The sequence below is a fragment of the Curtobacterium sp. Csp2 genome (genome assembly GCF_013347165.1).
Window position 1 is genome coordinate 528,131 of the sequence record NZ_CP054593.1, and the last position, 21,119, is coordinate 549,249.

The 21,119-nt window shown below is 71.2% G+C and carries 22 protein-coding genes, 1 tRNA gene, 1 pseudogene and 1 riboswitch; of the genes and pseudogenes, 9 read left to right on the top strand and 15 right to left on the bottom strand.

What is annotated here, in order from left to right; all coding sequences use genetic code 11:
• Positions 1-221: pseudogene (locus HUN59_RS19315) on the bottom strand (hypothetical protein); the annotation flags it as partial.
• Between the two features lie 60 nt (positions 222-281).
• On the opposite strand from HUN59_RS19315, the gene HUN59_RS02650 reads away from it, so the two are divergent.
• Positions 282-1,154 carry an NAD(P)H-binding protein gene (locus tag HUN59_RS02650; protein WP_174777414.1) on the top strand — a complete coding sequence of 291 codons (873 nt, stop codon included), beginning with the start codon at positions 282-284 and terminating at the stop codon, positions 1,152-1,154.
• A 39-nt stretch (positions 1,155-1,193) separates the two neighbouring features.
• Here HUN59_RS02650 and HUN59_RS02655 read toward each other — a convergent pair whose 3' ends face one another.
• Both HUN59_RS02655 and clpS read right to left on the bottom strand, forming a co-directional pair.
• Complete coding sequence (locus HUN59_RS02655; RefSeq protein ID WP_058740976.1) at positions 1,194-1,670, bottom strand: DUF2017 family protein; 477 nt, start codon at positions 1,668-1,670, stop codon at positions 1,194-1,196.
• A complete protein-coding gene (clpS, locus tag HUN59_RS02660) occupies positions 1,667-1,966 on the bottom strand; it encodes an ATP-dependent Clp protease adapter ClpS (protein ID WP_174777415.1) in 300 nt (99 codons plus the stop codon). Before clpS ends, HUN59_RS02655 begins: the two co-directional genes overlap by 4 nt.
• Before the next feature lie 37 nt (positions 1,967-2,003).
• Positions 2,004-2,089: riboswitch (ZMP/ZTP riboswitch) on the top strand.
• Between the two features lie 59 nt (positions 2,090-2,148).
• Between clpS and glyA the strand changes: the two genes are divergently transcribed.
• Together glyA and HUN59_RS02670 are read left to right on the top strand one after the other, a co-directional pair.
• Positions 2,149-3,432 (top strand): serine hydroxymethyltransferase, encoded by a 1,284-nt coding sequence (glyA, locus tag HUN59_RS02665; protein ID WP_302691048.1) that lies wholly within the window; start codon positions 2,149-2,151, stop codon positions 3,430-3,432.
• A gap of 26 nt (positions 3,433-3,458) precedes the next feature.
• Positions 3,459-4,361, top strand: coding sequence for a tetrahydrofolate dehydrogenase/cyclohydrolase catalytic domain-containing protein (locus HUN59_RS02670; RefSeq protein WP_174779345.1), 903 nt, complete (start codon positions 3,459-3,461; stop codon positions 4,359-4,361).
• A gap of 124 nt (positions 4,362-4,485) precedes the next feature.
• Here HUN59_RS02670 and galK read toward each other — a convergent pair whose 3' ends face one another.
• Both galK and galT read right to left on the bottom strand, forming a co-directional pair.
• On the bottom strand, positions 4,486-5,622 hold the full coding sequence (gene galK, locus HUN59_RS02675) for a galactokinase (protein ID WP_174777416.1): 1,137 nt from the start codon (positions 5,620-5,622) through the stop codon (positions 4,486-4,488).
• Positions 5,619-6,716, bottom strand: a complete 1,098-nt coding sequence (gene galT, locus HUN59_RS02680; protein ID WP_058740973.1) for a galactose-1-phosphate uridylyltransferase — start codon at positions 6,714-6,716, stop codon at positions 5,619-5,621. The genes galK and galT overlap by 4 nt, the downstream gene beginning before the upstream one ends.
• Positions 6,717-6,780: 64 nt before the next feature.
• Here galT and HUN59_RS02685 point away from each other — a divergent pair, with 64 nt between their 5' ends.
• Together HUN59_RS02685 and HUN59_RS02690 are read left to right on the top strand one after the other, a co-directional pair.
• A complete protein-coding gene (locus HUN59_RS02685; protein ID WP_174777417.1) occupies positions 6,781-7,635 on the top strand; it encodes a DeoR/GlpR family DNA-binding transcription regulator in 855 nt (284 codons plus the stop codon).
• Positions 7,632-8,567 (top strand): aldose 1-epimerase family protein, encoded by a 936-nt coding sequence (locus tag HUN59_RS02690; protein WP_174777418.1) that lies wholly within the window; start codon positions 7,632-7,634, stop codon positions 8,565-8,567. The genes HUN59_RS02685 and HUN59_RS02690 overlap by 4 nt, the downstream gene beginning before the upstream one ends.
• Positions 8,568-8,767: 200 nt before the next feature.
• Here the strand turns inward: HUN59_RS02690 and HUN59_RS02695 are convergent, their stop codons facing one another.
• From HUN59_RS02695 to HUN59_RS02710, 4 genes are all read right to left on the bottom strand, one after another.
• Positions 8,768-9,088 (bottom strand): hypothetical protein, encoded by a 321-nt coding sequence (locus HUN59_RS02695; protein WP_058740971.1) that lies wholly within the window; start codon positions 9,086-9,088, stop codon positions 8,768-8,770.
• Positions 9,089-9,275: 187 nt separating this feature from the next.
• Positions 9,276-9,674: a hypothetical protein gene (locus HUN59_RS02700; protein ID WP_174777419.1), complete on the bottom strand. Its 399-nt coding sequence runs from the start codon at positions 9,672-9,674 to the stop codon at positions 9,276-9,278.
• A gap of 51 nt (positions 9,675-9,725) precedes the next feature.
• Positions 9,726-9,798 (bottom strand) — tRNA-Lys (locus HUN59_RS02705).
• Positions 9,799-9,853: 55 nt separating this feature from the next.
• Positions 9,854-10,015: a hypothetical protein gene (locus tag HUN59_RS02710; RefSeq protein ID WP_174777420.1), complete on the bottom strand. Its 162-nt coding sequence runs from the start codon at positions 10,013-10,015 to the stop codon at positions 9,854-9,856.
• Positions 10,016-10,142: 127 nt separating this feature from the next.
• Between HUN59_RS02710 and HUN59_RS02715 the strand changes: the two genes are divergently transcribed.
• The 3 genes from HUN59_RS02715 (at position 10,143) to HUN59_RS02725 (ending at position 12,817) form a co-directional block, all read left to right on the top strand.
• Positions 10,143-10,772, top strand: coding sequence for a hypothetical protein (locus HUN59_RS02715; RefSeq protein WP_058740977.1), 630 nt, complete (start codon positions 10,143-10,145; stop codon positions 10,770-10,772).
• A gap of 552 nt (positions 10,773-11,324) precedes the next feature.
• A complete protein-coding gene (gene sigK, locus HUN59_RS02720; RefSeq protein WP_058740969.1) occupies positions 11,325-11,924 on the top strand; it encodes an ECF RNA polymerase sigma factor SigK in 600 nt (199 codons plus the stop codon).
• A complete protein-coding gene (locus HUN59_RS02725; protein WP_174777421.1) occupies positions 11,921-12,817 on the top strand; it encodes an anti-sigma factor in 897 nt (298 codons plus the stop codon). Before sigK ends, HUN59_RS02725 begins: the two co-directional genes overlap by 4 nt.
• Before the next feature lie 159 nt (positions 12,818-12,976).
• Here the strand turns inward: HUN59_RS02725 and pstB are convergent, their stop codons facing one another.
• From pstB to HUN59_RS02755, 6 genes are all read right to left on the bottom strand, one after another.
• A complete protein-coding gene (gene pstB, locus HUN59_RS02730) occupies positions 12,977-13,756 on the bottom strand; it encodes a phosphate ABC transporter ATP-binding protein PstB (RefSeq protein WP_144804007.1) in 780 nt (259 codons plus the stop codon).
• A 50-nt stretch (positions 13,757-13,806) separates the two neighbouring features.
• On the bottom strand, positions 13,807-14,892 hold the full coding sequence (pstA, locus tag HUN59_RS02735) for a phosphate ABC transporter permease PstA (RefSeq protein WP_058740966.1): 1,086 nt from the start codon (positions 14,890-14,892) through the stop codon (positions 13,807-13,809).
• Positions 14,893-14,905: 13 nt separating this feature from the next.
• Positions 14,906-15,853 carry a phosphate ABC transporter permease subunit PstC gene (gene pstC, locus HUN59_RS02740; RefSeq protein WP_058740965.1) on the bottom strand — a complete coding sequence of 316 codons (948 nt, stop codon included), beginning with the start codon at positions 15,851-15,853 and terminating at the stop codon, positions 14,906-14,908.
• A gap of 126 nt (positions 15,854-15,979) precedes the next feature.
• Positions 15,980-17,092, bottom strand: coding sequence for a phosphate ABC transporter substrate-binding protein PstS (locus HUN59_RS02745; RefSeq protein ID WP_174777422.1), 1,113 nt, complete (start codon positions 17,090-17,092; stop codon positions 15,980-15,982).
• A gap of 302 nt (positions 17,093-17,394) precedes the next feature.
• Positions 17,395-18,342: an NUDIX hydrolase gene (locus HUN59_RS02750; RefSeq protein ID WP_174777423.1), complete on the bottom strand. Its 948-nt coding sequence runs from the start codon at positions 18,340-18,342 to the stop codon at positions 17,395-17,397.
• On the bottom strand, positions 18,339-20,504 hold the full coding sequence (locus tag HUN59_RS02755; protein WP_058740962.1) for an RNA degradosome polyphosphate kinase: 2,166 nt from the start codon (positions 20,502-20,504) through the stop codon (positions 18,339-18,341). The genes HUN59_RS02750 and HUN59_RS02755 overlap by 4 nt, the downstream gene beginning before the upstream one ends.
• A 263-nt stretch (positions 20,505-20,767) precedes the next feature.
• Between HUN59_RS02755 and HUN59_RS02760 the strand changes: the two genes are divergently transcribed.
• Positions 20,768-21,049, top strand: a complete 282-nt coding sequence (locus HUN59_RS02760) for a hypothetical protein (protein ID WP_058740961.1) — start codon at positions 20,768-20,770, stop codon at positions 21,047-21,049.
• The last annotated feature ends 70 nt before the right edge of the window (positions 21,050-21,119 follow it).

Consider the following 21,119-nt stretch of genomic DNA (forward strand, 5'->3'; position numbering starts at 1 on the left):
CCCATGCTCTGCGCGCGGACGCCGACCGCCCGCGCGAGTTCGGCCTGGTTGAGCTCCTCGGCGGCGGCGAGCTGCACGAGGGCACCGAAGCCGACGGGGGTCAGGCCGAGGGGTGCGAGTTCCTCGTCGAGGCGGCGGGCGAGCTCGCGTGCGGCACGGACGACCGTCCACGCGGCGATCGCGTCCACGTCGTCGTGGGTCACCGAGAAGTCGCTGGACACGCACCGATGGTACCGGCGTACCGTCGAGTAACAGGAAACTGATACCGAAGGAGGAGCACCGTGACCGAGACCATCGCCATCACCGGGGTCACCGGCGACGTCGGCGGGAAGACCCTCGAGCTGCTGCACGCCGAGGGTGTCCAGGTCCGTGCCGTCGTCCGCCGGACGGAGCAGGCCGAGCGGCTCCGTGCGCGGGGCATCGACGCGCGGCTCGCGGACCTCGACGACCTCGACGCCCTGACCCGGGCGCTCGAGGGCGTCGACCGGTTCTTCCTCGTCACCCCGGTCAGCGAGCGGCAGGCCGAGCAGGGGGCGACCGGCGTCCGGGCGGCCCAGCGCGCGGGGGTCCCGCGGGTCGTGCACCTGTCCGGGGGCGACGCCGCCGAGCACTCGCCGATGCCCTGGGCCGCCGCGGCCTGGCGCACGGACCGGCTGCTCCGCGCGAGCGGGACGGCGTGGACGATCCTGCGCCCGTCGGCCTTCATGACGAACCTGCTGCCCTCCGCGCCGGCGATCCGTCGCGGCTGGTTCCCGCACACCACCGGCCGCGGCCGCGCCGGGTGGATCGACACCGCCGACATCGCCCGCACGGCCGCGACCGTGCTGACGACGGACGGGCACGACGGCACCGAACCGGTGCTCACCGGCCCGGCGTCCCTCGACGCGCACGGCATCGCCGACGAGCTGACCGCCGGCCTCGGGCGACGCGTCCGCCCCCTGCACCTGCCGAGCCGCGTGTACCGCGCGGTGGTCCGCGCCGGCGGCGTGCCCGCCTGGCAGGCCGAGGGCCTCCGCCAGCAGTTCGGGCGGGTGCTCCGACGGGGCCTCGACGGCGTCGACGTGATGCGTGACGACGTCACCCGGATCACCGGGACCGCGCCGCGCCCGCTCCGGGCATGGGCGGCCGACCACCGCGACGACCTGCTCGGGTGAGGTGCGGGGCGGACGTGCCCCGTGCCTCCCGGCCGGTCGTCAGCGCGCGGACGTGAGCGTCGCGACCAGGTGTTCCTGCACGAACCCGAGCCAGTCGTAGACGTCCCGGAGGCCGACACCGGCGTCGCCGGTGTACGACGACTCCTCGGTCGCGGCGTCCACGATGCCGAGCCGCTCGGCGATGGTGAGCCGGAGGTCGGTCAGGCAGCGGAGCCAGGCCTGCTCGTCCTCCTGGGTGAGCACGCCGTCCCGCGCCCCGGTTGCCCACGCCAGGACGACCCCCGCGTTCGTGGTCTTCTGCGCCAGCAGGTCCGACCGCGTGTACTGCGCGAACTCGGCGCTCGCCTCGGGGTCCTGCGGGTAGGCGTCCGGGAACATCCGCGTCGCGACCGGGTCGTCCGACAGGTCGCCGTCGAGCACCTGCTGCAGCTGCTCCGTCAGGCTCGCGAGCAGGGCGCGCTCGTCGGAGGACAGGCCCAGGTGCACGCCGTCCCGCCGTCGCACGAACGGGATCACGCGTCCGCTCCCGGCGCCCGCTCGACCGTGGCCTGCAGGCCGAAGCCGTGCATCGCCTCGACGTGGCGCTCCATGGCCTCGCGCGCGCCGCTCGCGACGATCGCCCGCCCGTCGACGTGCACCTGGCGCATCAGGTGCTCCGCGCGGTCGTGGCTGAAGCCGAAGTAGCTCTGGAAGACGTACGTCACGTAGGACATGAGGTTGACCGGGTCGTCCCAAACCACCGTCGTCCACGGCACGTCGTACCGGGCGCGGAGATCGGTGCGCTCGTCGAGCTCCGGGCTGCTCAGGGTCATGCGACAAGGGTGACACGAACCGACCGGCTCGGTACGATCGACGGGTCGCGACTGGCGTTGGATGGGTCACCATCGGGGAGCGACACCTGACACGGAGCGCGGCCGTACGCCTGGGCCGCGCCCACCCGTCCACCTCGTCGTGCACGCGCGCGACGGAACAGACAACGAGGAGTCCCGTGTCCATCACCGATCTGCCCGCTGCGTCCACGCAGTCGACGTTCAACGCCCCGCTCAGTGCGGTCGACCCCGAGATCGCCAAGGTGCTCGAGCAGGAGCTCGGCCGCCAGCGCGACACCCTCGAGATGATCGCGTCCGAGAACTTCGTCCCGCGCGCCGTGCTCGAGTCGCAGGGCTCCGTCCTGACGAACAAGTACGCCGAGGGCTACCCGGGCAAGCGCTACTACGGCGGCTGCGAGTTCGTCGACGTCGCCGAGCAGCTCGCCATCGACCGGGCGAAGGCCCTGTTCGGCGCCGAGTACGCGAACGTCCAGCCGCACTCCGGCGCCAGCGCGAACGCCGCGGTCCTGCACGCCATCGCCTCCGCCGGGGACACCATCCTGGGCCTCGAGCTCGCCCACGGCGGCCACCTGACCCACGGCATGAAGCTCAACTTCTCCGGCCGCATCTACAACGCCGTGTCGTACGGCGTCGACCCGGAGACGTTCGAGGTCGACTACGACGACATCCGCGCGAAGGCCGTCGAGCACCAGCCCAAGGTGCTCATCGCCGGCTGGTCCGCCTACCCCCGCCAGCTCGACTTCGCGAAGTTCCGCGAGATCGCGGACGAGGTCGGCGCGACCCTCTGGGTGGACATGGCGCACTTCGCGGGCCTCGTCGCCGCGGGCCTGCACCCGTCGCCCCTGCCGCACGCGCACGTCGTGTCGTCGACCGTGCACAAGACCCTCGCCGGTCCGCGCTCGGGCATCATCCTGTCCAACGACGAGTCGCTCTTCAAGAAGCTCAACTCGGCCGTGTTCCCGGGCCAGCAGGGCGGTCCGCTCATGCACGTGATCGCCGCCAAGGCCACCGCGTTCCTGCTCGCCGCGCAGCCCGAGTTCAAGGACCGCCAGGAGCGCACGCTCCGCGGTGCCCGTCTGCTGGCGGACCGCCTCACGCAGGCCGACGCGAAGGCCGCCGGCATCGACGTCCTCACCGGCGGCACCGACGTGCACCTGGTGCTCGTCGACCTGCGCGAGTCCGAGGTCGACGGCAAGCAGGCCGAGGACCTGCTGCACCAGGTCGGCATCACCGTGAACCGCAACTCCGTGCCGTTCGACCCGCGCCCGCCGATGGTCACCTCCGGTGTCCGGATCGGCACCCCGGCGCTGGCGACCCGCGGGTTCGGCGACGCCGAGTTCACCGAGGTCGCCGACATCATCGCGCTGACGCTCATGCCGAACCCGGACATCGCGGCGCTCTCGGCCCGGGTGAAGGCGCTGGCCGACGCGTTCCCGCTGTACGCGTGAGCGCCGCCGTGGCGGACCTGCCTCGGGTGCGCTGGGCGGGAGAGGGCAGCGCCGTCCGCATCGACGGCACCGCCCTCGCCGCCCGCACGCTCGACGACCTGAAGGTCCGCATCGACCGGCTGCACGACCACGGGTTCCGACCCGGTCTCGGCACGATCATGGTCGGCCAGAACCCGGGCTCGGTGTCGTACGTCGCCGGCAAGCACAAGGACTCGGCGCAGATCGGGCTCGACTCGGTCCGCATCGACCTGCCCGAGACCGCTTCGGCGGCCGACATCCGTGCGGCGATCCTGCAGATGAACGACGACCCCCGGGTCACGGCGTTCATCGTGCAGCTCCCGCTGCCGCAGGGCATCGACCCGATCCCGATGCTCGAGCTGATGAACCCGGCGAAGGACGCCGACGGCCTGCACCCGACGAACCTCGGGGAGCTCGTCCTCGCGGTCCCCGGTGGTGCCGGGACGATCGACGCCCCGCTGCCGTGCACCCCACGCGGCATCGTGGCGATGCTCGAGGCGTACGACGTCCCGATCCGGGGTCAGCACGTCACGATCATCGGGCAGGGGCTCACCGTCGGCCGCCCGCTCGGGCTGCTGCTCACCCGGCTCGAGGCCACGGCCACGCTGACGCACTCGCTGACCGAGGACGTCGCCGCCGAGTGCCGTCGCGCGGACATCATCGTCGCCGCGGCCGGGGTCGCCGGACTGGTACAGCCGGACTGGGTGCAGCCGGGAGCGGCCGTGATCGACGTGGGCATCAGCCGCATCGTGGACCAGGACACGGGCAAGGCGAAGCTGCACGGCGACGTCGACCCCGCGGTGGCGTCCGTCGCGGGGTTCCTCTCGCCGACGCCGGGCGGCGTCGGGCCGATGACCCGGGCGATGCTCATGAAGAACGTCGTCGAGGCCGCCGAGCGCCACCTGCACTAGCCGGTGCCGCGGGGGCGGGGCCCTTCGCACAACCGAAAGCAGCTCGCGCCACGGATTTCCGTGGCGCGAGCTGCTTACTGTTGTGCGGAAGCGCGGGCGCCGCGCCCGCCGCGCCCGCCGCGCGTCAGTCGCGCCGGGCGCCCTGCGCCGCGTGCACCGTGAACACGTTCGGCTCGCGGTACCCGGCCGCGGCGAAGGCGGCCGTGACGGCGTCCGTGATCGTGCCACGGGCCTCCTGGTCGACCAGCGCGATCGCCGCACCGCCGAAGCCGCCACCGGTCATCCGCGCGCCGACCGCACCGTGCGCCATCGCGGTCTCGACCGCCAGGTCGAGCTCCGGCACCGAGATCTCGAAGTCGTCGCGCATCGACTCGTGCGAGGCGACGAGCAGCGACCCGATCGCCCGCGGTCCCTGCTCGCGCAGCGTGCGCACCGTGTCGAGGACGCGCTGGTCCTCGGTCACGATGTGTCGGACGCGACGGAAGGTCTCGTCGTCGAGCAGCTCCTGCGCACGGGGCAGGTCGTCGACGGACACGTCGCGCAGCGCCTCGACGCCCATCGCTGCCGCGCCGCGCTCGCACGAGTCGCGCCGGGCCTTGTAGCCGCCGGTGGCGTGCGCGTGCTCCACGCGGGTGTCGATCACCAGGACCTCGAGGCCGTTCGACTCGAGCGCCAGGTCCACCACGGCGGTGTCGAGCGTCCGGCAGTCCAGGAACACGACCGCGTCCTGCTCGCCGAGGAGCGACGCCGACTGGTCCATGATCCCCGTCGGCGCACCGACGGCGTGGTTCTCGGAGTACTGCCCGACGCGGGCCAGCTGCTTGCGCGAGAGGCCGAGGTCCCACAGGTCGGTGAACGCCAGCGCCACGCCGCACTCGATCGCGGCGCTCGACGACAGGCCCGCGCCGACGGGGACGTCCGACTCGATGAAGACGTCGAAGCCGGACTTGCCGGACAGGTCCGCCCCGGCCTGCTCACGGAGCGCCCACGCGATGCCGAAGACGTACGCCGACCAGCCGCTCATGCGGGACGGGTCGAGTTCGTCGAGGGAGAGCTCGTGCACCGCGTCGGGCTCGAACGCCGACGCGACCCGGAGCAGACGGTCCTCCCGCCGCCCGATCGACGCGACGGTCCGCCGGTCGATCGCGAAGGGCAGGACGTACCCGTCGTTGTAGTCGGTGTGCTCGCCGATCAGGTTGACCCGACCCGGCGCGGAGTACCGCACCGACGGCTCGTACCCGTAGACCTGCTGGAACGTCATGCGCGTTCGATCCCTCCTCGGATGAACTCGGCCGCCTTCTCGGGCACGAGGTCCCCGATCCAGGCGCCCATGGCGGCTTCGCTGCCGGCCAGGAACTTCAACTTGTCCGCCGCCCGACGCGGCGAGGTGATCTGGAGCATCAGGCGCACGGTGTCCCGCGCGACGTGCACGGGGGCCTGGTGCCAGGCGGCGATGTACGGCGTCGGGGTGTCGTACAGCGCGTCGAGTCCGCGGGTCAGGCGCAGGTGCATCGACGCGAGCTCGTCCTTCTCGGCGTCGGTCAGCCCGGCGAAGTCCGGCACGTGCCGGTGCGGGAGCATGTGGACCTCGATCGGCCAGCGCGCGGCGAACGGCACGAACGCCGTGAAGTGCTCGCCCTGCAGCACGACGCGCTCCGAGGCCCGCTCGTTCGCCAGGTGCTGCTCGAACAGGTCCGGACCGAAGCGCTCGATCGACGCGAGCAGGCGCTGCGTGCGCGGGGTGACGTACGGGTACGAGTAGATCTGCCCGTGCGGGTGGTGCAGCGTGACGCCGATCGCCTCGCCGCGGTTCTCGAACGGGAACACCTGCTGGATGCCGGGCAGGGCCGAGAGTGCGGCGGTGCGGTCCGCCCACGCCTCGACCACGGTGCGGGCACGCGACTCCGAGATGGACGCGAACGAGCCGCTCGTCTCGGGGGAGAAGCACACCACCTCGCACCGGCCGACCGACCGCAGCTGGCGGTTCAGGCCGACGTCTGACAGCGACTCGAGCGACTCGGGGGCGTCCTCGGCCTCGAGCAGCGGGCCGAACGACGGTGACCGGTTCTCGAACACCGCGACGTCGTACCGGCTCGGGATCTCGGAGGGGTTCGCGGCCGTCTGCGGCGCGAGCGGGTCCTGGTCGGCGGGCGGCAGGAACACGCGGTTCTGCCGGCTCGCCGCGATCGACACCCACTCGCCCGTCAGGACGTCCTGCCGCATCCGTGCGGTCTCGGGTCGGGGGTCGAGGACACGCTCGTCGATGCTGCGCTCGGCGGGCAGCTGCGTGTCGGCGTCGTCGAAGTAGATGAGCTCGCGGCCGTCGGCGAGCGTCGTCACGCGCTTGGTGATCACCAGACGAGCCTAGCGCCTCCGCGAAGCGTTGCGAAAGGCTCCGTAAGTGCGCGAAACTGCAGTCGTGAGCGCTGACGACTTGTCCTTCCTCGCCGGCGCCCTCCCGGCACCCCTGCGGCAGGACCGCATCGTCTCCATCGTCGAGGGAGCGCCCGGGCTCGTCCGGACCGCCGCCCTGGCCGCGGCCCTGGGCACGAGTGAAGTGACGGTCCGCCAGGACCTCGCCGCGCTCGAACTGGAGGCACGGATCCGGCGAATGCGCGGCGGTGCCGTCCGCCTCGGGGTCACCTCCGGCGAGCGGCCCCTCGAGGAGACCGCGGTCGAGCACCAGGTCGAGAAGGCGGCCATCGGCCGCGCGGCGGCCGACCTCGTCCGCTCCGGCCAGTGCGTCGTGCTCGACGTCGGCACCACCCCCGCCGCGGTGGCGACGGCGCTCGTGGCGCGCGCGGACCTGACCGACCTGACGATCGTGACGAACTCGCTCACCACGGCCCTCGCGCTCGAACCCGCCGTGCCGCGGTTCACCGTCGTCGTCACCGGCGGAACCCTGCGGCCGCTCCAGCACTCGCTCGTCGCGCCGTTCATGGGAGCCGTGCTGCCCGCGATCGCCGCCGACGTCGCATTCATCGGCGGCACCGGGCTCGACGTCGAGCACGGTCTGACGAACGTCAACCTGCCGGAGACCGAGGCGAAGCGGATGCTCGCCGCGACGGCCCGGCGTACCGTCGTGGTGGCGGACGGCTCGAAGTTCGGCCGGGCACACCTCGGTGTCGTCCGTCCGCTCCAGGACATCGACGTCGTCGTCACCGCCGGCACCACGGCGGACGCGGTCGCCCCGATCCGGGCGGCGGGCGTCCGGGTCGTCGTCGCCGACGGGGACGGCACCGCAGCACCAGACGGAAGGAAGGCGACCGCATGACCGCAGCAGCACCCACCGGGGGGCAGTACCACCTCCGGCACGCCGGACAGGACGGGGTCGTCGAGGCCGTCGTCACCGAGGTCGCCGCGGGCATCCGCGAGCTCCGGGTCGCGGGCTTCGACCTGACCGAGCCCTTCCCCGTCACCTCGGCCCCGCCCGGCGCGGACGGCATCGTGCTCGTGCCGTGGCCGAACCGGGTCGCCGGCGCCGTGTGGGAGCTCGACGGGAAGCGGCAGCAACTCGACGTCTCGGAGCCGAAGTACGGCAACGCCTCGCACGGCCTGCTCCGGTTCTCGCCGTACCGCGTCGTCTCGCAGACCGAGTCGGCGATCGAGCAGCAGGCCACGGTCCACCCGCAGCACGGCTGGCCCTTCACGCTCGAGACCCGCGTGCACCACGAGCTCGTCGAGGACGGCATCCGGGTGACGCACACGATCGTCAACCGCTCGGGCGTCCGGGCGCCGTTCGCGGTGGGGGCGCACCCGTACCTGCGGGCGGGCGACACCCCCGCCGAGGACCTCGTCGTGACGCTGGACGCCGCGACCGCCTTCACGGTGGACGCGCAGAAGATCCCGGACGGCACCGTCGCCGTCGAGGGCACGCCCTACGACCTGCGCGCCGGGGTACGGGCCGGGGACGCCGACCTCGACACCGCCTACCGGGACATCACCCCGGACCAGGACGGCGTCCGCCGCACCACGTTGCACGGCCCCGAGGGCGACGGGGTCGAGCTGTGGCAGGACGCGTCGTTCCCCTACGTCCAGGTGTTCACCTCGCGCGAGTTCCCCCGCGGCGACGGCACCGGGCTCGCGGTCGCGGTCGAGCCGATGACCGCGCCGGCGAACGCCCTCAACTCCGGCGAGGGGCTGCGCTGGCTCGAGCCGGACGAGTCGTGGACCGGTACCTGGGGCATCCGCCGCGTCTGGTCCTGAGAGCGCGGCCGGGCGCCGGGCCGGCCGGCTGGCCCCGAGCCTCGCGCTGAGCGACGAGTCTCGCCGCCCGGAGCCCGAGCCGTGTCGCCGGCCGCGAGACTCGGCTCCGCCCGCCCCCGCCCCGGAGCCGGCCCGCACACACGAACGACGAAGGCCGCCCCGGCAGGGGCGGCCTTCGTCGTGTCGTCGTGGGTGGCGCGTCAGGCGCGGCGCATCCGGAGCGCCTCGACCGCCAGTGCCTCGGTGCCGTAGCGGCCGACCTCCTGCGCCCACGCGGGGTCGTCCCCGCGCAGTGCGACGTAGTCCTTGCGCTGCCGGCAGACGTAGCCGAGGACGGTCTGCGCGTTCGCGACCTCGATGAAGTCCTTGCGGATGTGGCGGGTGCTGACCTGCGCGTTGCGGCGCAGGGTGTCGAGCAGGAGCTGGTTGCTCATGCTGGTGTTCGTCGCTGCCGCGAGCTCGACGATGCGGCGCGCGTCACCGGTGGTGCTGGTCTGCGTGGCGTCGATGGGCTCGGTCACGGTGTACCCCGTTCGTTCTGTCGTGGTGCTGTGCTGCAGGACCCGGTGATCGGATCCGGGCACGACACTATCGGCGTCCCGCCAACAATCGGCTGAACGACGACTGAACTGTGCAGAGGACGCGCCATGAACACGCTGTGGACGCGTTGTACCCCACGGCGGCCGCGCGGCGGGCCCGCCGCAGCGCTCAGCGCAGGGTGATCTCCTCCACCGTCGCGGTCACGGTCTGCGGATCGGCGCTCGAGTACCGCGCGGCGCAGGACCAGCGGACCGCCGTGCGCTGCCCGACCTCGTCGCGCTGGACCGAGGACGTGCCGGAGACGTCGAGCACGGTCGCTGCTGACGAGCTGTCCGACGCTTCCCGGACCCCGGAGCCGCGCGTGTCGACGACCTTCCAGGGCGTCTCGTCGTACTGGTCCCGCCACCAGGCGACGATCGCCGGCCCCATCCGCTGCTCGCACGCTGCCCGGGCGACCCCCTGCACGGCGTCGTCCGGCTGTGTGCACCCCGTCAGGCCGACGGACACGAAGGCCCCGAGCGCGAGCGCGACCGAGGTGCCGGCAGCGGTGCGGATGCGCGTGACCACGGCACTCCTCGCGACGGCGTCGACGGTGACGGTGTCGGTGTGGCAACACTGTGGGCCCCGTGGGGCTCGAACCCACGACCCTCGGATTAAAAGTCCGGTGCTCTACCGACTGAGCTAGAGGCCCTCACCCGCAAGGCTAGCGCGTGAGGAACCCCTGCTCGGAACGGACGGGGGACGGGTCAGCTGCGTCGACCGGTCAGGGTGCGCAGCAGCCACAGGACCAGCGCGACGACGAACAGGACGATGCCCACCCAGAGCAGGAACTTCAGGCTCGCTGCGAAGCCACCGACGAACAGCAGGATGACCGCGATCACGGCCAGGATGACGAGCAGGGCGTTCATGGATGGTCCTCTTTCCGACGTCCGACCAGGGGTACCTCCCCGCCGGAGCAAGGTACGCCGATCGACCCGGTTGCGTTCAGGGCGAACGGCACTCGTGGGCGTCACCGGCCGCGCCTACACTCTCCGGGTGCCTCGCGATCACCACCGTCCCGTCCACTTCACCGACCAGGAGTTCGCCGCGATCCAGGGCGGTGACGACCCGGCCGTCGTGAACCGCGTCGCGCACGAGACCGCGAACGCGCTGCTGCACCGTGTGCGGCAGGACCCGGACCCGGCGGTCGTCGAACGCCTCGTGACCTACACGGACGTGCACGGCATCGACGCGATCGCCGAGCTGTGGGCACGGGTGGGCGCACACACCCTGCCGGGGGCGCTCTGGCGGATCTACCTGGTCCGCACCGTGATCCGGCAGAACCCCGAGGAGATCGCCTACTTCTTCCAGCGCGGTGCGGAGCGGATCGGCACGATCGACCAGGCCGTCGCGGGTGCCGAGCAGCCGACGGGCCCGGCGGAGATCCTGACCCTGGCGGACCGGATCCTGCACGGCCTGTACACGGGGGACCTCGCGGTCGCGCTCGATCGCGGTGCCGCGTTCTGCCGGCTGACGGCGGCCGGGGCGACCTCGGTGGCGGACGACGCCGACCTGACCGCCGGCGACCGTGCGAGCGAGCTGACCCGGCGGGCGCTCCGCCTGACGGAGCTCGCGGCCGACCTGACCGAGGCGGCGGCGCTCTGGCGTCGCGACAGCCTCGACTGACACCCGGCGGCACACCGACACGAGTCGCGGCACACGGCGGCGGACGCGGCACACGGCGCCGGAACGGCTCCGGACAGCAGAAGACCGGGCCGCAGAAGCGCCTCTCGGCGCGAGGCCGCTCGAAGCGGCGAATTTTGGAGCCCGGGGCTTGCTGCGGCCCGGCGACACCGAGTCTACGAGAACCGTCCTGAGCACGTGGCCGTGTTCACTCTCGACGGACACGACCACCACCCGGGCGTGCCCCGGACACCGGCACGGGCGAAGCGTGCGCCGGAGCGACGGCACAGCGTCCGAGCGCTCCTCGAACTCCGGGCAATCCGCTCGGAGGAGCGCGCCGAACAGAGGGTGTGACGCTCCTCGCGGACGTCACGGCGGGGTCCGTGCGACCCGGTCCGGTACCCGCCGGTCAATTCCCTGCGGGCCGTGCGGCCCCGCTCACGAGCACGACCCGCCGCGAGGACCCCGACCAGACGACGACCCGCTCCCACAACGGTCCCTGTGAAGCACCGGCACCGCGGGTCACGAACGCACCGAGAGGAGGCGAAACCTGCAATGCTTGCCCTCGTGGAACGCGACACGGAAGCCTGGAGCTCGGCCGAGCCCGCTCCCGCCTCGCCCGACGACCTGCTCGCCCGCGTCGCCGGCGGCGACCAGGCCGCCTTCTCCGACCTGTACGACGCCCTCTCCGGACGCGTCCTCGGCCTCGTGACCCGGCTCCTCCGGGACCGCGCGCAGTCGGAAGAGGTCACACAAGAGGTCTTCCTCGAGGTGTGGCAGCAGGCGACACGCTTCGACCGGTCGCGGGGCACGGCGGCCAGCTGGGTCCTCACCATGGCGCATCGCCGGGCGGTCGACCGGGTCCGCGCCTCGCAGTCCTCGCACGACCGGGACACCAAGATCGGCATCCGCGACCTCGAGTCCGGGTACGACCAGGTGTCCGAATCGGTCGAGATCCGCATCGAGCACGAGCGGGTCAGCCGGGCGCTCGGCAAGCTCACCGAGTTCCAGCGCCAGGCGGTGCAGCTCGCGTACTACGGCGGCTACTCGCACAGCGAGATGGCCGAACGGCTCGGTGTCCCGATCGGCACCGTCAAGACCCGTCTCCGTGACGGGATGATCCGACTCCGAGACGAGATGGGGGTGACGTCATGACCGAACACCACGACGACCCTGCCCTGCTCACCGGGTCGCACGCACTCGACGCCCTGTCGGACGAGGAGCGCGCGCTGCTCGACCACGCCCTCACCACCTCGCCGGCGCTGCAGGCCGAGACCGACTCGCTGCGCGAGACCGCGCTGCAGCTCGCGTACGCCGTCGAGCCGATCGAGCCGCCCGCGTCGCTCAAGGCCTCGCTGATGTCCCAGATCGCGCGGACGCCGCAGGCAGACGCCTGGGCTCCGGCAGACGGTGCCGACAGCGCGGCGGTCCCCGCCGACACACCGGTGGACGACCGGGAGGCACGACCCACCCCCGTCACGTCGGTGGACTCCGACTCGTCCGACGCCACGGACACCCGGTTCGCAGGGGGCCGCGCCGCCGCCACGGCTCGCCGACGCTGGTTCCAGCGTCCGGCCGCCGCCCTCGGTGCCGCGGCTGCCGTCGCGGTCGTGTTCCTCGGTGTCGGCCTGGGCATCGGCGGTGTCGTCGGCACGGGTGAGCAGCCCGGCCCGGGCACCACGCAGGCGTCCGGCACGCTCGACTCGATCTACGCCGCGTCGGACTTCCAGCGGACCACCGCGAAGATGCCCGGCGGCGGATCGGCCACGGTCGTCTGGTCGCACGAGGTCGGCAAGTCGGCCGTCATCCTCGACGGCGTCCAGGAGGCGCCGGCCGGCAAGACCTACGAGCTCTGGTACATCGGCTCCGAGGGCACGAAGGTCGTCCCGGCCGGACTGCTCGACGGTGCCCGTGATGGTGTCCACACCGCCGTCCTCGACGGCAAGCTGAGCAAGGGTGACTCGATCGGCATGACCGTCGAGCCGGCCGGAGGTTCCGACCAGCCGACCTCCGCGCCGGTCATGGCCGTGCCGACCACCAAGGCGTAGCGACCTCGCAGGTCCGACGACCTCGCACGACGGAACTCCGGGACCACGTCCCGGGGTTCCGTCGTTCCCGGCGCGACCGTTGCCAGCGCAACCGAGGAGGCCCGGTGCGCGTCCGTGGCGGACGTGCACCGGGCCTCCAGGCCGTGTGTCAGGTGGGGATCACCCGAAGCGACCCGAGACGTAGTCCTCGGTCGCCTGCACCGACGGGTTCGAGAAGATCGTCGCGGTGTCGTTGTACTCGATGAGCTTGCCGGGCGCACCCGTGCCCGCGATGTTGAAGAACGCGGTCTTGTCGCTGACGCGCGACGCCTGCTGCATGTTGTGCGTCACGATCACGATCGTGAAGTCCTTCTTGAGTTCCTCGATGAGGTCCTCGATCGCGAGCGTCGAGATCGGGTCGAGGGCTGAGCACGGCTCGTCCATCAGGAGCACGTCGGGCTGCACCGCGATCGCACGGGCGATGCAGAGGCGCTGCTGCTGCCCACCGGACAGGCCCATGCCGGGCTTCTCGAGGCGGTCCTTGACCTCGTTCCACAGGTTCGCGCCCTGCAGGGAACGCTCGACGACCTCGTCGCCCTCCGACTTCGAGATGCGCTTGTTGTTGAGCTTCACGCCGGCCAGGACGTTGTCGCGGATCGACATCGTCGGGAACGGGTTCGGGCGCTGGAACACCATGCCGACCTGGCGGCGGACGAGCACGGGGTCGACCCCGGCGCCGTAGAGGTCGTCGCCGTCGACCTTGACCGAGCCCTCGACGTACGCGCCGGGGATGACCTCGTGCATGCGGTTGAGCGTGCGGAGGAAGGTGGACTTGCCGCAGCCGGACGGACCGATGAACGCGGTCACGGTGCGGGGCTCGATCGTCATGTCGACGCCCTCGACCGCCTTGAACTTCGAGTAGTAGACGTTGAGGCCGTCGACCTCGATGCGCTTGGACACGTGGTTTCCTTCGGGGTGGGTGGTCGTTGCCGCGTCGCTGCCGGGTCGGGCTAGCGGGGGAGCTTGGGAGCGAAGAGGCGGGTGATGAAGCGGGCCAGCAGGTTGAGCACCATCACGATCAGGATGAGCAGCAGCGCCGCGGTCCAGGCCCGGTCGACGAACGGCACCGGGTTGGCGCCCTGCTGCGAGTACTGCGTGTACGCGAACACCGGCAGCGTCATCATCGGGTCCCGGAACAGGTCGTAGTTCATGCTCGCGGTGAACCCGGCGGTGACGAGCAGCGGGGCCGTCTCGCCGATGACGCGGGCGATCGAGAGCATGATGCCCGTCGTGATACCGGCGAGGCTCGTGGGGAGCACGACCTTGAGGATCGTCAGGTACTTCGGGACGCCGAGCGCGTACGAGGCCTCGCGGAGCTCCATCGGGACGATCTTCAGGACCTCCTCCGTGGAGCGCACGACGATCGGGATCATCAGGACGCTCAGCGCGACCGAGCCGACGAGACCGAAGCGGGCGCCGGGGCCGAGGAACAGCGCGAACAGCGAGTAGGCGAACAGACCGGCGACGATCGACGGGATGCCCGTCATGACGTCCACGAAGAACGTGATGCCGCGGGCGAGGGCGCCCTTGCCGTACTCGACCAGGTAGATCGAGGTGAGCAGACCGATCGGGACCGAGATGAGCGCCGCGAACAGCGTGATCTCGAGCGTGCCGACCAGGGCGTGGACGGCGCCTCCGCCCTCGGAGATCACGCCGCGCATCGAGTACGAGAAGAACTGCGCGTCGAAGCGGGCCAGGCCGTCCGCCAGGACCGTCCAGAGCAGCGACACGAGCGGCAGCACCGCGATCACGAAGGCCGTGACGACGAGCGAGGTGATGAGGCGGTCGACGGCCTGTCGACCACCCTCGACGATGCGGGAGACGACGACGATGAGCACGTCGAACAGGACCGTGCCGAGGAACAGCGCCGCGACGACGTTGAAGTCCTTGACGGCGCCGCCGGCGTTGAGGAGCGCGAAGACCAGGATCAGGGCGACCCAGGAGCCGACGAGCAGGAGCCACGGGACCGACTTGTGCAGCTTCCCGTTGGCGTAGACGTTGCCGGCCATGCCGGACTGACGGAGGGCGAGGGACATCGGGCGTGACCTCTCAGGAGACCCGCTTGCGCACGATGTAGCGCGCCAGCATGTTGATGACCAGGGTGATGACGAAGAGGATCAGGCCGGACGCGATGAGCGCGTTCAGCGCCGTGCCCGATGCCTCGGCGAACTGCAGCGCGATGTTCGCGGCGATCGTCGAGGGGTTCAGCGAGGTCAGCATCTGGAAGGTGACGTTCGTCGAGACGGAGAGCACGAGGGCGATCGCCATGGTCTCGCCGAGGGCGCGGCCGAGGCCGAGCATGATCGCCGAGACGATGCCGGACTTCGCGAACGGCAGCACCGACAGGCGGATCATCTCCCAGCGCGTGGCGCCGAGGGCCAGGGCGGCCTCCTCGTTGAGGCGCGGTGCCTGCAGGAAGATCTCACGCATCACGGCGGTCATGATCGGGATCGCCATCACGGCGAGCACGATCGAGGCGGTCAGGATCGTGCGGCCGGTGCCGGACACCTGGCCGGAGAACAGCGGGAACCAGCCGAGGTACTCGTTGAGGAACGCGTAGAAGGGCTTCACGAACGGCGCCAGCACCACGATGCCCCACAGGCCGTAGACGACCGACGGGACCGCGGCGAGCAGGTCGATGACGTAGCCGAGGACCGGCGCGACCCGGCGCGGCGCGTAGTGCGAGATGAACAGGGCGATCCCGAGCGCGAGCGGCACGGAGATCACGAGCGCGATGAGCGCGGACCAGACGGTGCCGAAGACGAGCGGACCGACGTAGTCCCAGAAGCTCGTCGCGTTGTTCGGCAGCTGGCCGACCTTGGCGCTGAAGGCGGGGATGCTCTGCCAGACCAGGAAGGCGGCGACGAGCACGAGCACGAAGAGGATCAGGCTGCCCGCGATGACGGAGGCGGCGGAGAAGACCCGGTCGCCGACGCGGACGACGGCCTTCGGCTTGGGGGAGACGGTGGCCCCTGGCTGGGCCGGTGCGGTCGTCATGGGACTCCTGTCGGAGGATCACCCGGGATCGGGGGAGCGGGGAGGTGGGGAGGTGCTGCCGTGACGGGCGAGTGCCCGGACGCCGATCGAGGTGGGTGGGATCGGCGTCCGGGCGCTCAGGGAGTGCTACTTGATGGTGGCGACGGCCTTCGCGGCCTTCTCCGCCAGGTCGGACGAGAGGGCGGCCGACTTGGCCTCCTTCGCGGCCGCGTCCTGCGCGTCCTTCGAGACGACGTAGTCCAGGTAGCCCTTCACGAGCTTGCCGGTGTCGGCGTCCTTGTACTCCTGGCAGGCGATCGCGTAGGAGACGAGGACCAGCGGCCACGCACCCTCGGCGGTGTCCTTGCGGTTGATGTTGATCGCGAGGTCGTTCTCCGAGCGGCCCGACACCGTGTCGGAGTCGGCGACGACCTTCGCAGCACCCTCGGCCGAGATCTCGGTGGCCGTCGAGCCGACCATGAGCTTGGCCTTGTCGAGGTCACCAGCGCCCGAGTCGTCGATGTAGGTGATCGCGTTCGAGGCGCTCGCCATGGCCGAGGCCACACCCGAGGTGCCCTTCGCGCTGTCGCCGACCTGGTAGGGGAAGGTCTGGCTGGGGGCCTCGGTCCAGACGTCCGACGCGTTCGCGGAGACGTACTCCGAGAAGTTCTGCGTGGTGCCGGAGTCGTCCGAGCGGTGGATCACGGTGATGTTCGCGTCCGGCAGGTCGACGCCCTTGTTCAGGTCGGCGATCTCGGAGGCGTTCCACTTGGTGATCTTGCCGGAGAAGATGCCCGCGATGGTCTTCGCGTCGAGCGTCAGCTCCTTGACGCCGTCGACCTTGTAGGCGATGGCGATCGGGGAGATGTAGACCGGGATGTCGATGGCCTTCGAGTCCGCGGCGCACTTGGCGAACGAGCCCGAGAGCTCCTCGTCCTTCAGCGCGGCGTCGGAGCCGGCGAAGTCGGCGGCACCCGAGATGAAGTTCTTGCGGCCGGCGCCGGAGCCGTCCGGCGAGTAGTTCACCGTGACGCCGGAGGCGACGTTCTGGAAGCCGGCGGCCCAGGTGGCCTCGGCGGTCTGCTGTGCCGACGAGCCCGAGCCGGTCAGCGTGCCCTTGAGCGACGAGTAGTCCGTACCGGAGCTCGACGTAGCGGAGGCTCCAGCGCCCGCGCCGCCTTCGTTCGAGGCGCAGGAGGACAGCGCGACGGCGCCGACGACCGCGATCGCCGCGACCGTGCCGATTCGCTTGATGTTCACAGGGGTCCCTTCGGGAATGTCAGTGCAGGTTGGGACCGCTGCTGGTCCCGGGGGCCGGTGCTGACCCGGGAGCGACTGTAGGGACGCGAGGTGACGGGGATCACGACCGCTGATGAACGGGAGGTGAACGAGGGGTTGTGTCCGACGGGGCGCCGTGCGGCGCTCGCGCGTCGGGTGCAGGATCGGGATCGGCGTGCGTGGGGTGGACGCATGCGCATGCATCGGCCTGGAGGCGCGAGGTGCGGCCGCCACGGGCGTCGCGTGGGTGGGTGGTCGGCGCTGGTCGCTGCGCCGACTCGTCGTCAGGCCGGGACGGTGTTGCGGTGCGTCTCGACGGCCACGAGTCGGTCGCCCGCGATGTGCATCACGGCGAAGTCGCCGACCGACAGCATCGCGGCACGGCGGAGGTCGAACCGACGGTCCTCGCCGGCGGTCGACGCGGCGATGCGCGCGATGATGTCCGGCAGGACGGGGCCGTGCGAGCAGAGCACGGTCGACTTCGCCTTCTCGAGGCGTCGACGCACCACGCCCTTGACGTCCGCGGCGCCGCGGTCGTGGGCGTCCTGGCTGATGTCCGGGGTCGCCGAGACGCCCACCTTCGTGCGGGCGGACAGCGGCTCCACGGTCGCGAGGCACCGGGCAGCCGTGCTGCTGACGATCTTCTTCGGCCCGAACGCCGCGACGGGTGCCGCGGCGGCCCGCGCCTGGTTCCGGCCGACGGGGAGCAGCGGCCGGGTCGCGTCGGGGCCGTCCCAGTCCGAACCCGGGACCGTCTTGGCGTGCCGGAGGGCGATGAGGGCGAACGTCCGGTGCTCGCCGGCCGCCACGCGGTCGGCGAACCGGTCGAGGATCGCGACGTCGCGTTCGTAGGTCAGCCGCGAGCGGGCCTGGTCGATCGTGACCCACTCGATCGCCGCGACCTCGTCGTTCGGACGGAACGTGCCGGCGCGGTCGTACTCCTTGCCGGAGACCCGGGCCGACCAGTAGTGCACGACCTTGTCGCGACCGCTCGGCAGGACGTACTCCGCGGTGCCCAGGGGAGCGCCGAGGTGCACGCGGTAGCCGGTCTCCTCCTCGATCTCGCGGACTGCCGTCGTCGGGACGCTCTCACCCGGGTCGACCTTGCCCTTGGCGAAGGAGACGTCGTGGTGGTGGTCGCGGTGCACGAGCAGCACGAGCGGGACGCCCCGGTGCTCACGCCAGACGACCGCGCCCGCCGCGACGACGGGCCCCGTGGGGCCGCCGCTCACCGAGCCGAGCGCTTCCGGGCCGAGATCTTCCGCATGAGGACATTCTGCACGTCGTCGAGTGGGCGGCCGTCCGGGTCGGTGGAGTGCCGCGTCCACTCGCCGTCGGACTCGAGGTGCCACGAGCTCGTCGTCTCGGCCATCGCCAGGTCGAACATCTCCTGCACCTCGGCCACGTGCGCCGGGTCGGACAGGCGCACCAGGGCCTCGACACGGCGGTCGAGGTTGCGGTGCATCATGTCGGCCGAGCCGATGAAGACCACCGGGTCGCCGTCGTTGTGGAACGCGAACGCCCGCGAGTGCTCGAGGTACCGCCCCACGACGCTCCGGACGCGGATCGTCTCGCTGACGCCCTCGATCCCGGGCTTGAGCGAGCAGATGCCGCGGACCCAGACGTCGATCGGGACGCCGGCCTGGCTGGCGAGGTAGAGCGCGTCGATGACCTGCTCGTCGACCATCGAGTTGACCTTGATCCGGATGCCGGAGGGCTTGCCGGCCGCGGCGTTGTCGGCCTCGGCCTGGATCCGCTTCACCAGACCCTTCCGCAGGTGCAGCGGTGCGACGAGGAGCCGCTTGAACTTCTTCTCGATCGCGTAGCCCGACAGCTCGTTGAACAGACGCGTGAGGTCCTTGCCGACGGTGTCGTCCGCGGTGAACAGACCCATGTCCTCGTAGATTCGCGAGGTCTTCGGGTTGTAGTTGCCCGTCCCGATGTGGCTGTAGTGGCGGAGCGTGCCGCCCTCCTGCCGGATCACGAGCACGAGCTTCGAGTGCGTCTTGAGCCCGACCAGGCCGTACACGACGTGCACGCCGGCCTTCTCGAGCTTCCGCGCCCAGCCGATGTTGTTCTGCTCGTCGAACCGCGCCTTGATCTCGACGAGCGCGAGGACCTGCTTGCCCGCGGCGGCCGCGTCGATCAGGGCCTCGACGATGGGGCTGTCGCCGGACGTGCGGTAGAGCGTCTGCTTGATGGCGAGGACGTTCGGGTCCGCCGCGGCCTGCTCCAGGAACGCCTGCACGCTCGTGGCGAAGGACTCGTACGGGTGGTGCACGAGCACGTCGCGGGAGCCGATCGCGCGGAACAGGTCGGGCTTGGTGTTCGGTTCGCCCGGCTGGAACTGCACCGGGGTCGTCGGCACGTGCTTGGGGTAGTGCAGGTCAGGCCGGCTGATCTTCGCGATCTCGAACAGGCCGCCGAGGTCGAGCGGCGACGGCAGTCGGTAGACCTCCTGCTCGGTGATGTCGAGCTCGCGCACGAGCAGGTCGAGGGTCACCGGGTCCATGTCCTCGGTGATCTCGAGACGGATGGGCGGACCGAAGCGGCGGCGGAGGAGCTCGCGCTCGAGTGCCTGGATGAGGTTCTCGGCCTCGTCCTCCTCGATCTCGACGTCCTCGTTCCGCGTCACGCGGAAGACGTGGTGCTCGAGGACCTCCATACCCGGGAACAGGTCGTCGAGGTGGTTCGCGATGAGGTCCTCGAGCGGGATGAACCGCATCCGCCCGCTGCCGTCGTCGGGCAGGGCGATGAAGCGCGAGAAGTTCTGCGGGACCTTGAGGCGCGCGAACTCCTGCCGCTGCGACTTCGGGTTGCGCACGCGCACCGCGAGGTTGAGCGACAGCCCGGAGATGTAGGGGAAGGGGTGCGCAGGGTCGACCGCGAGCGGCATGAGCACCGGGAAGATCTGCTCGTTGAAGTACTCGCGCATGCGGAGCCGATCGGCCTCGTCGAGGTCGGACCAGTGCTCGACGTGGATGCCCGCGGCGTCCAGGTCCGGCTTGAGCGAGTTGATGAACGCGTCGGCGTGCCGGTCCTGCAGCTCGTGCGCCTTCTTGGCGATGTCGCGCAGGACGTCGCTCGGCGCACGACCGACGTTCGTCGGCACCGCGATGCCGGTGTCGATGCGACGCTTCAGGCCGGCGACCCGGACCATGAAGAACTCGTCGAGGTTGGACGCGAAGATCGCCAGGAAGTTCGCCCGTTCGAGCAAGGGCTGCGTCCGGTCCTCGCCCAGCTCGAGCACGCGCTGGTTGAACCGGAGCCAGCTGAGCTCGCGATCGAAGTAGCGGTCCGACGGCAGCGACTCGTGCTCGATCTCGACGACCTCGTCGAAGTCGTCGAGGTCGGGAGCGACGGAGTCGCCGTCGAGCTGCGGTTCGGTGTCCATGTCGCCATCCTGCCACCCGGGGTCTCCGCGGGGGAGCGGGGCGGTGGACGCTGGGGAAACCGGGCGTGAACGACGGCCCTGTGGAGGAGTGTCGGGAACGCTCCAGAGAGTGAGCATCGCTCGACCCCCGAACGGGGGGAGGAAACGTCACGAAATACGAACGGTGACATTGTCGGGTGTTCGTGGGTATGGTGGGCCGCGTCAGAGCCTCCGGGGGGATTCCACTGCGCGGGGGTGCAGCTACGAAACGAAAGAGGTTCACCATGTCGCGTGTGCTCTCCACCGAGCAGGCCAAGTCCGCCATCCGCCAGATCCAGTCGATCGTGAACGGCGGGTTCACCGACCAGATCTCGCAGCTCGACGCCCAGGGCCGCATCCTGTCGGACTCGAACGTCTGGGACGGCCCGCTCGCCTCGACGTTCCGCGGTTCGACCTGGCCCGAGACGAAGGCGGCGCTGGACAAGGCCAAGACCGAGCTCGAGCAGCTCCGCACCCAGCTCGACAAGATCTCGCAGGACATCTTCACCGCGGGCGGCGGCGCGTAGCCACCACCCGACGCCCGGTCCGCCACCTCGGCGGACCGGGCGTCCGCGGTCCGGGGTGGGCCGCGGACGG

Coding starts and splice junctions, on each gene's coding strand:
- clpS (WP_174777415.1), bottom strand. CDS start 1,966: ATGACCCTGAGCAGCCCGGAGCTCGACGAGCGCACCGATCTCCGCGCC.
- galK (WP_174777416.1), bottom strand. CDS start 5,622: ATGACGTTCCAGCAGGTCTACGGGTACGAGCCGTCGGTGCGGTACTCC.
- HUN59_RS02690 (WP_174777418.1), top strand. CDS start 7,632: ATGACCGCAGCAGCACCCACCGGGGGGCAGTACCACCTCCGGCACGCC.
- HUN59_RS02710 (WP_174777420.1), bottom strand. CDS start 10,015: ATGAACGCCCTGCTCGTCATCCTGGCCGTGATCGCGGTCATCCTGCTG.
- sigK (WP_058740969.1), top strand. CDS start 11,325: ATGCTTGCCCTCGTGGAACGCGACACGGAAGCCTGGAGCTCGGCCGAG.
- HUN59_RS02725 (WP_174777421.1), top strand. CDS start 11,921: ATGACCGAACACCACGACGACCCTGCCCTGCTCACCGGGTCGCACGCA.
- pstA (WP_058740966.1), bottom strand. CDS start 14,892: ATGTCCCTCGCCCTCCGTCAGTCCGGCATGGCCGGCAACGTCTACGCC.
- pstC (WP_058740965.1), bottom strand. CDS start 15,853: ATGACGACCGCACCGGCCCAGCCAGGGGCCACCGTCTCCCCCAAGCCG.
- HUN59_RS02755 (WP_058740962.1), bottom strand. CDS start 20,504: ATGGACACCGAACCGCAGCTCGACGGCGACTCCGTCGCTCCCGACCTC.
- HUN59_RS02760 (WP_058740961.1), top strand. CDS start 20,768: ATGTCGCGTGTGCTCTCCACCGAGCAGGCCAAGTCCGCCATCCGCCAG.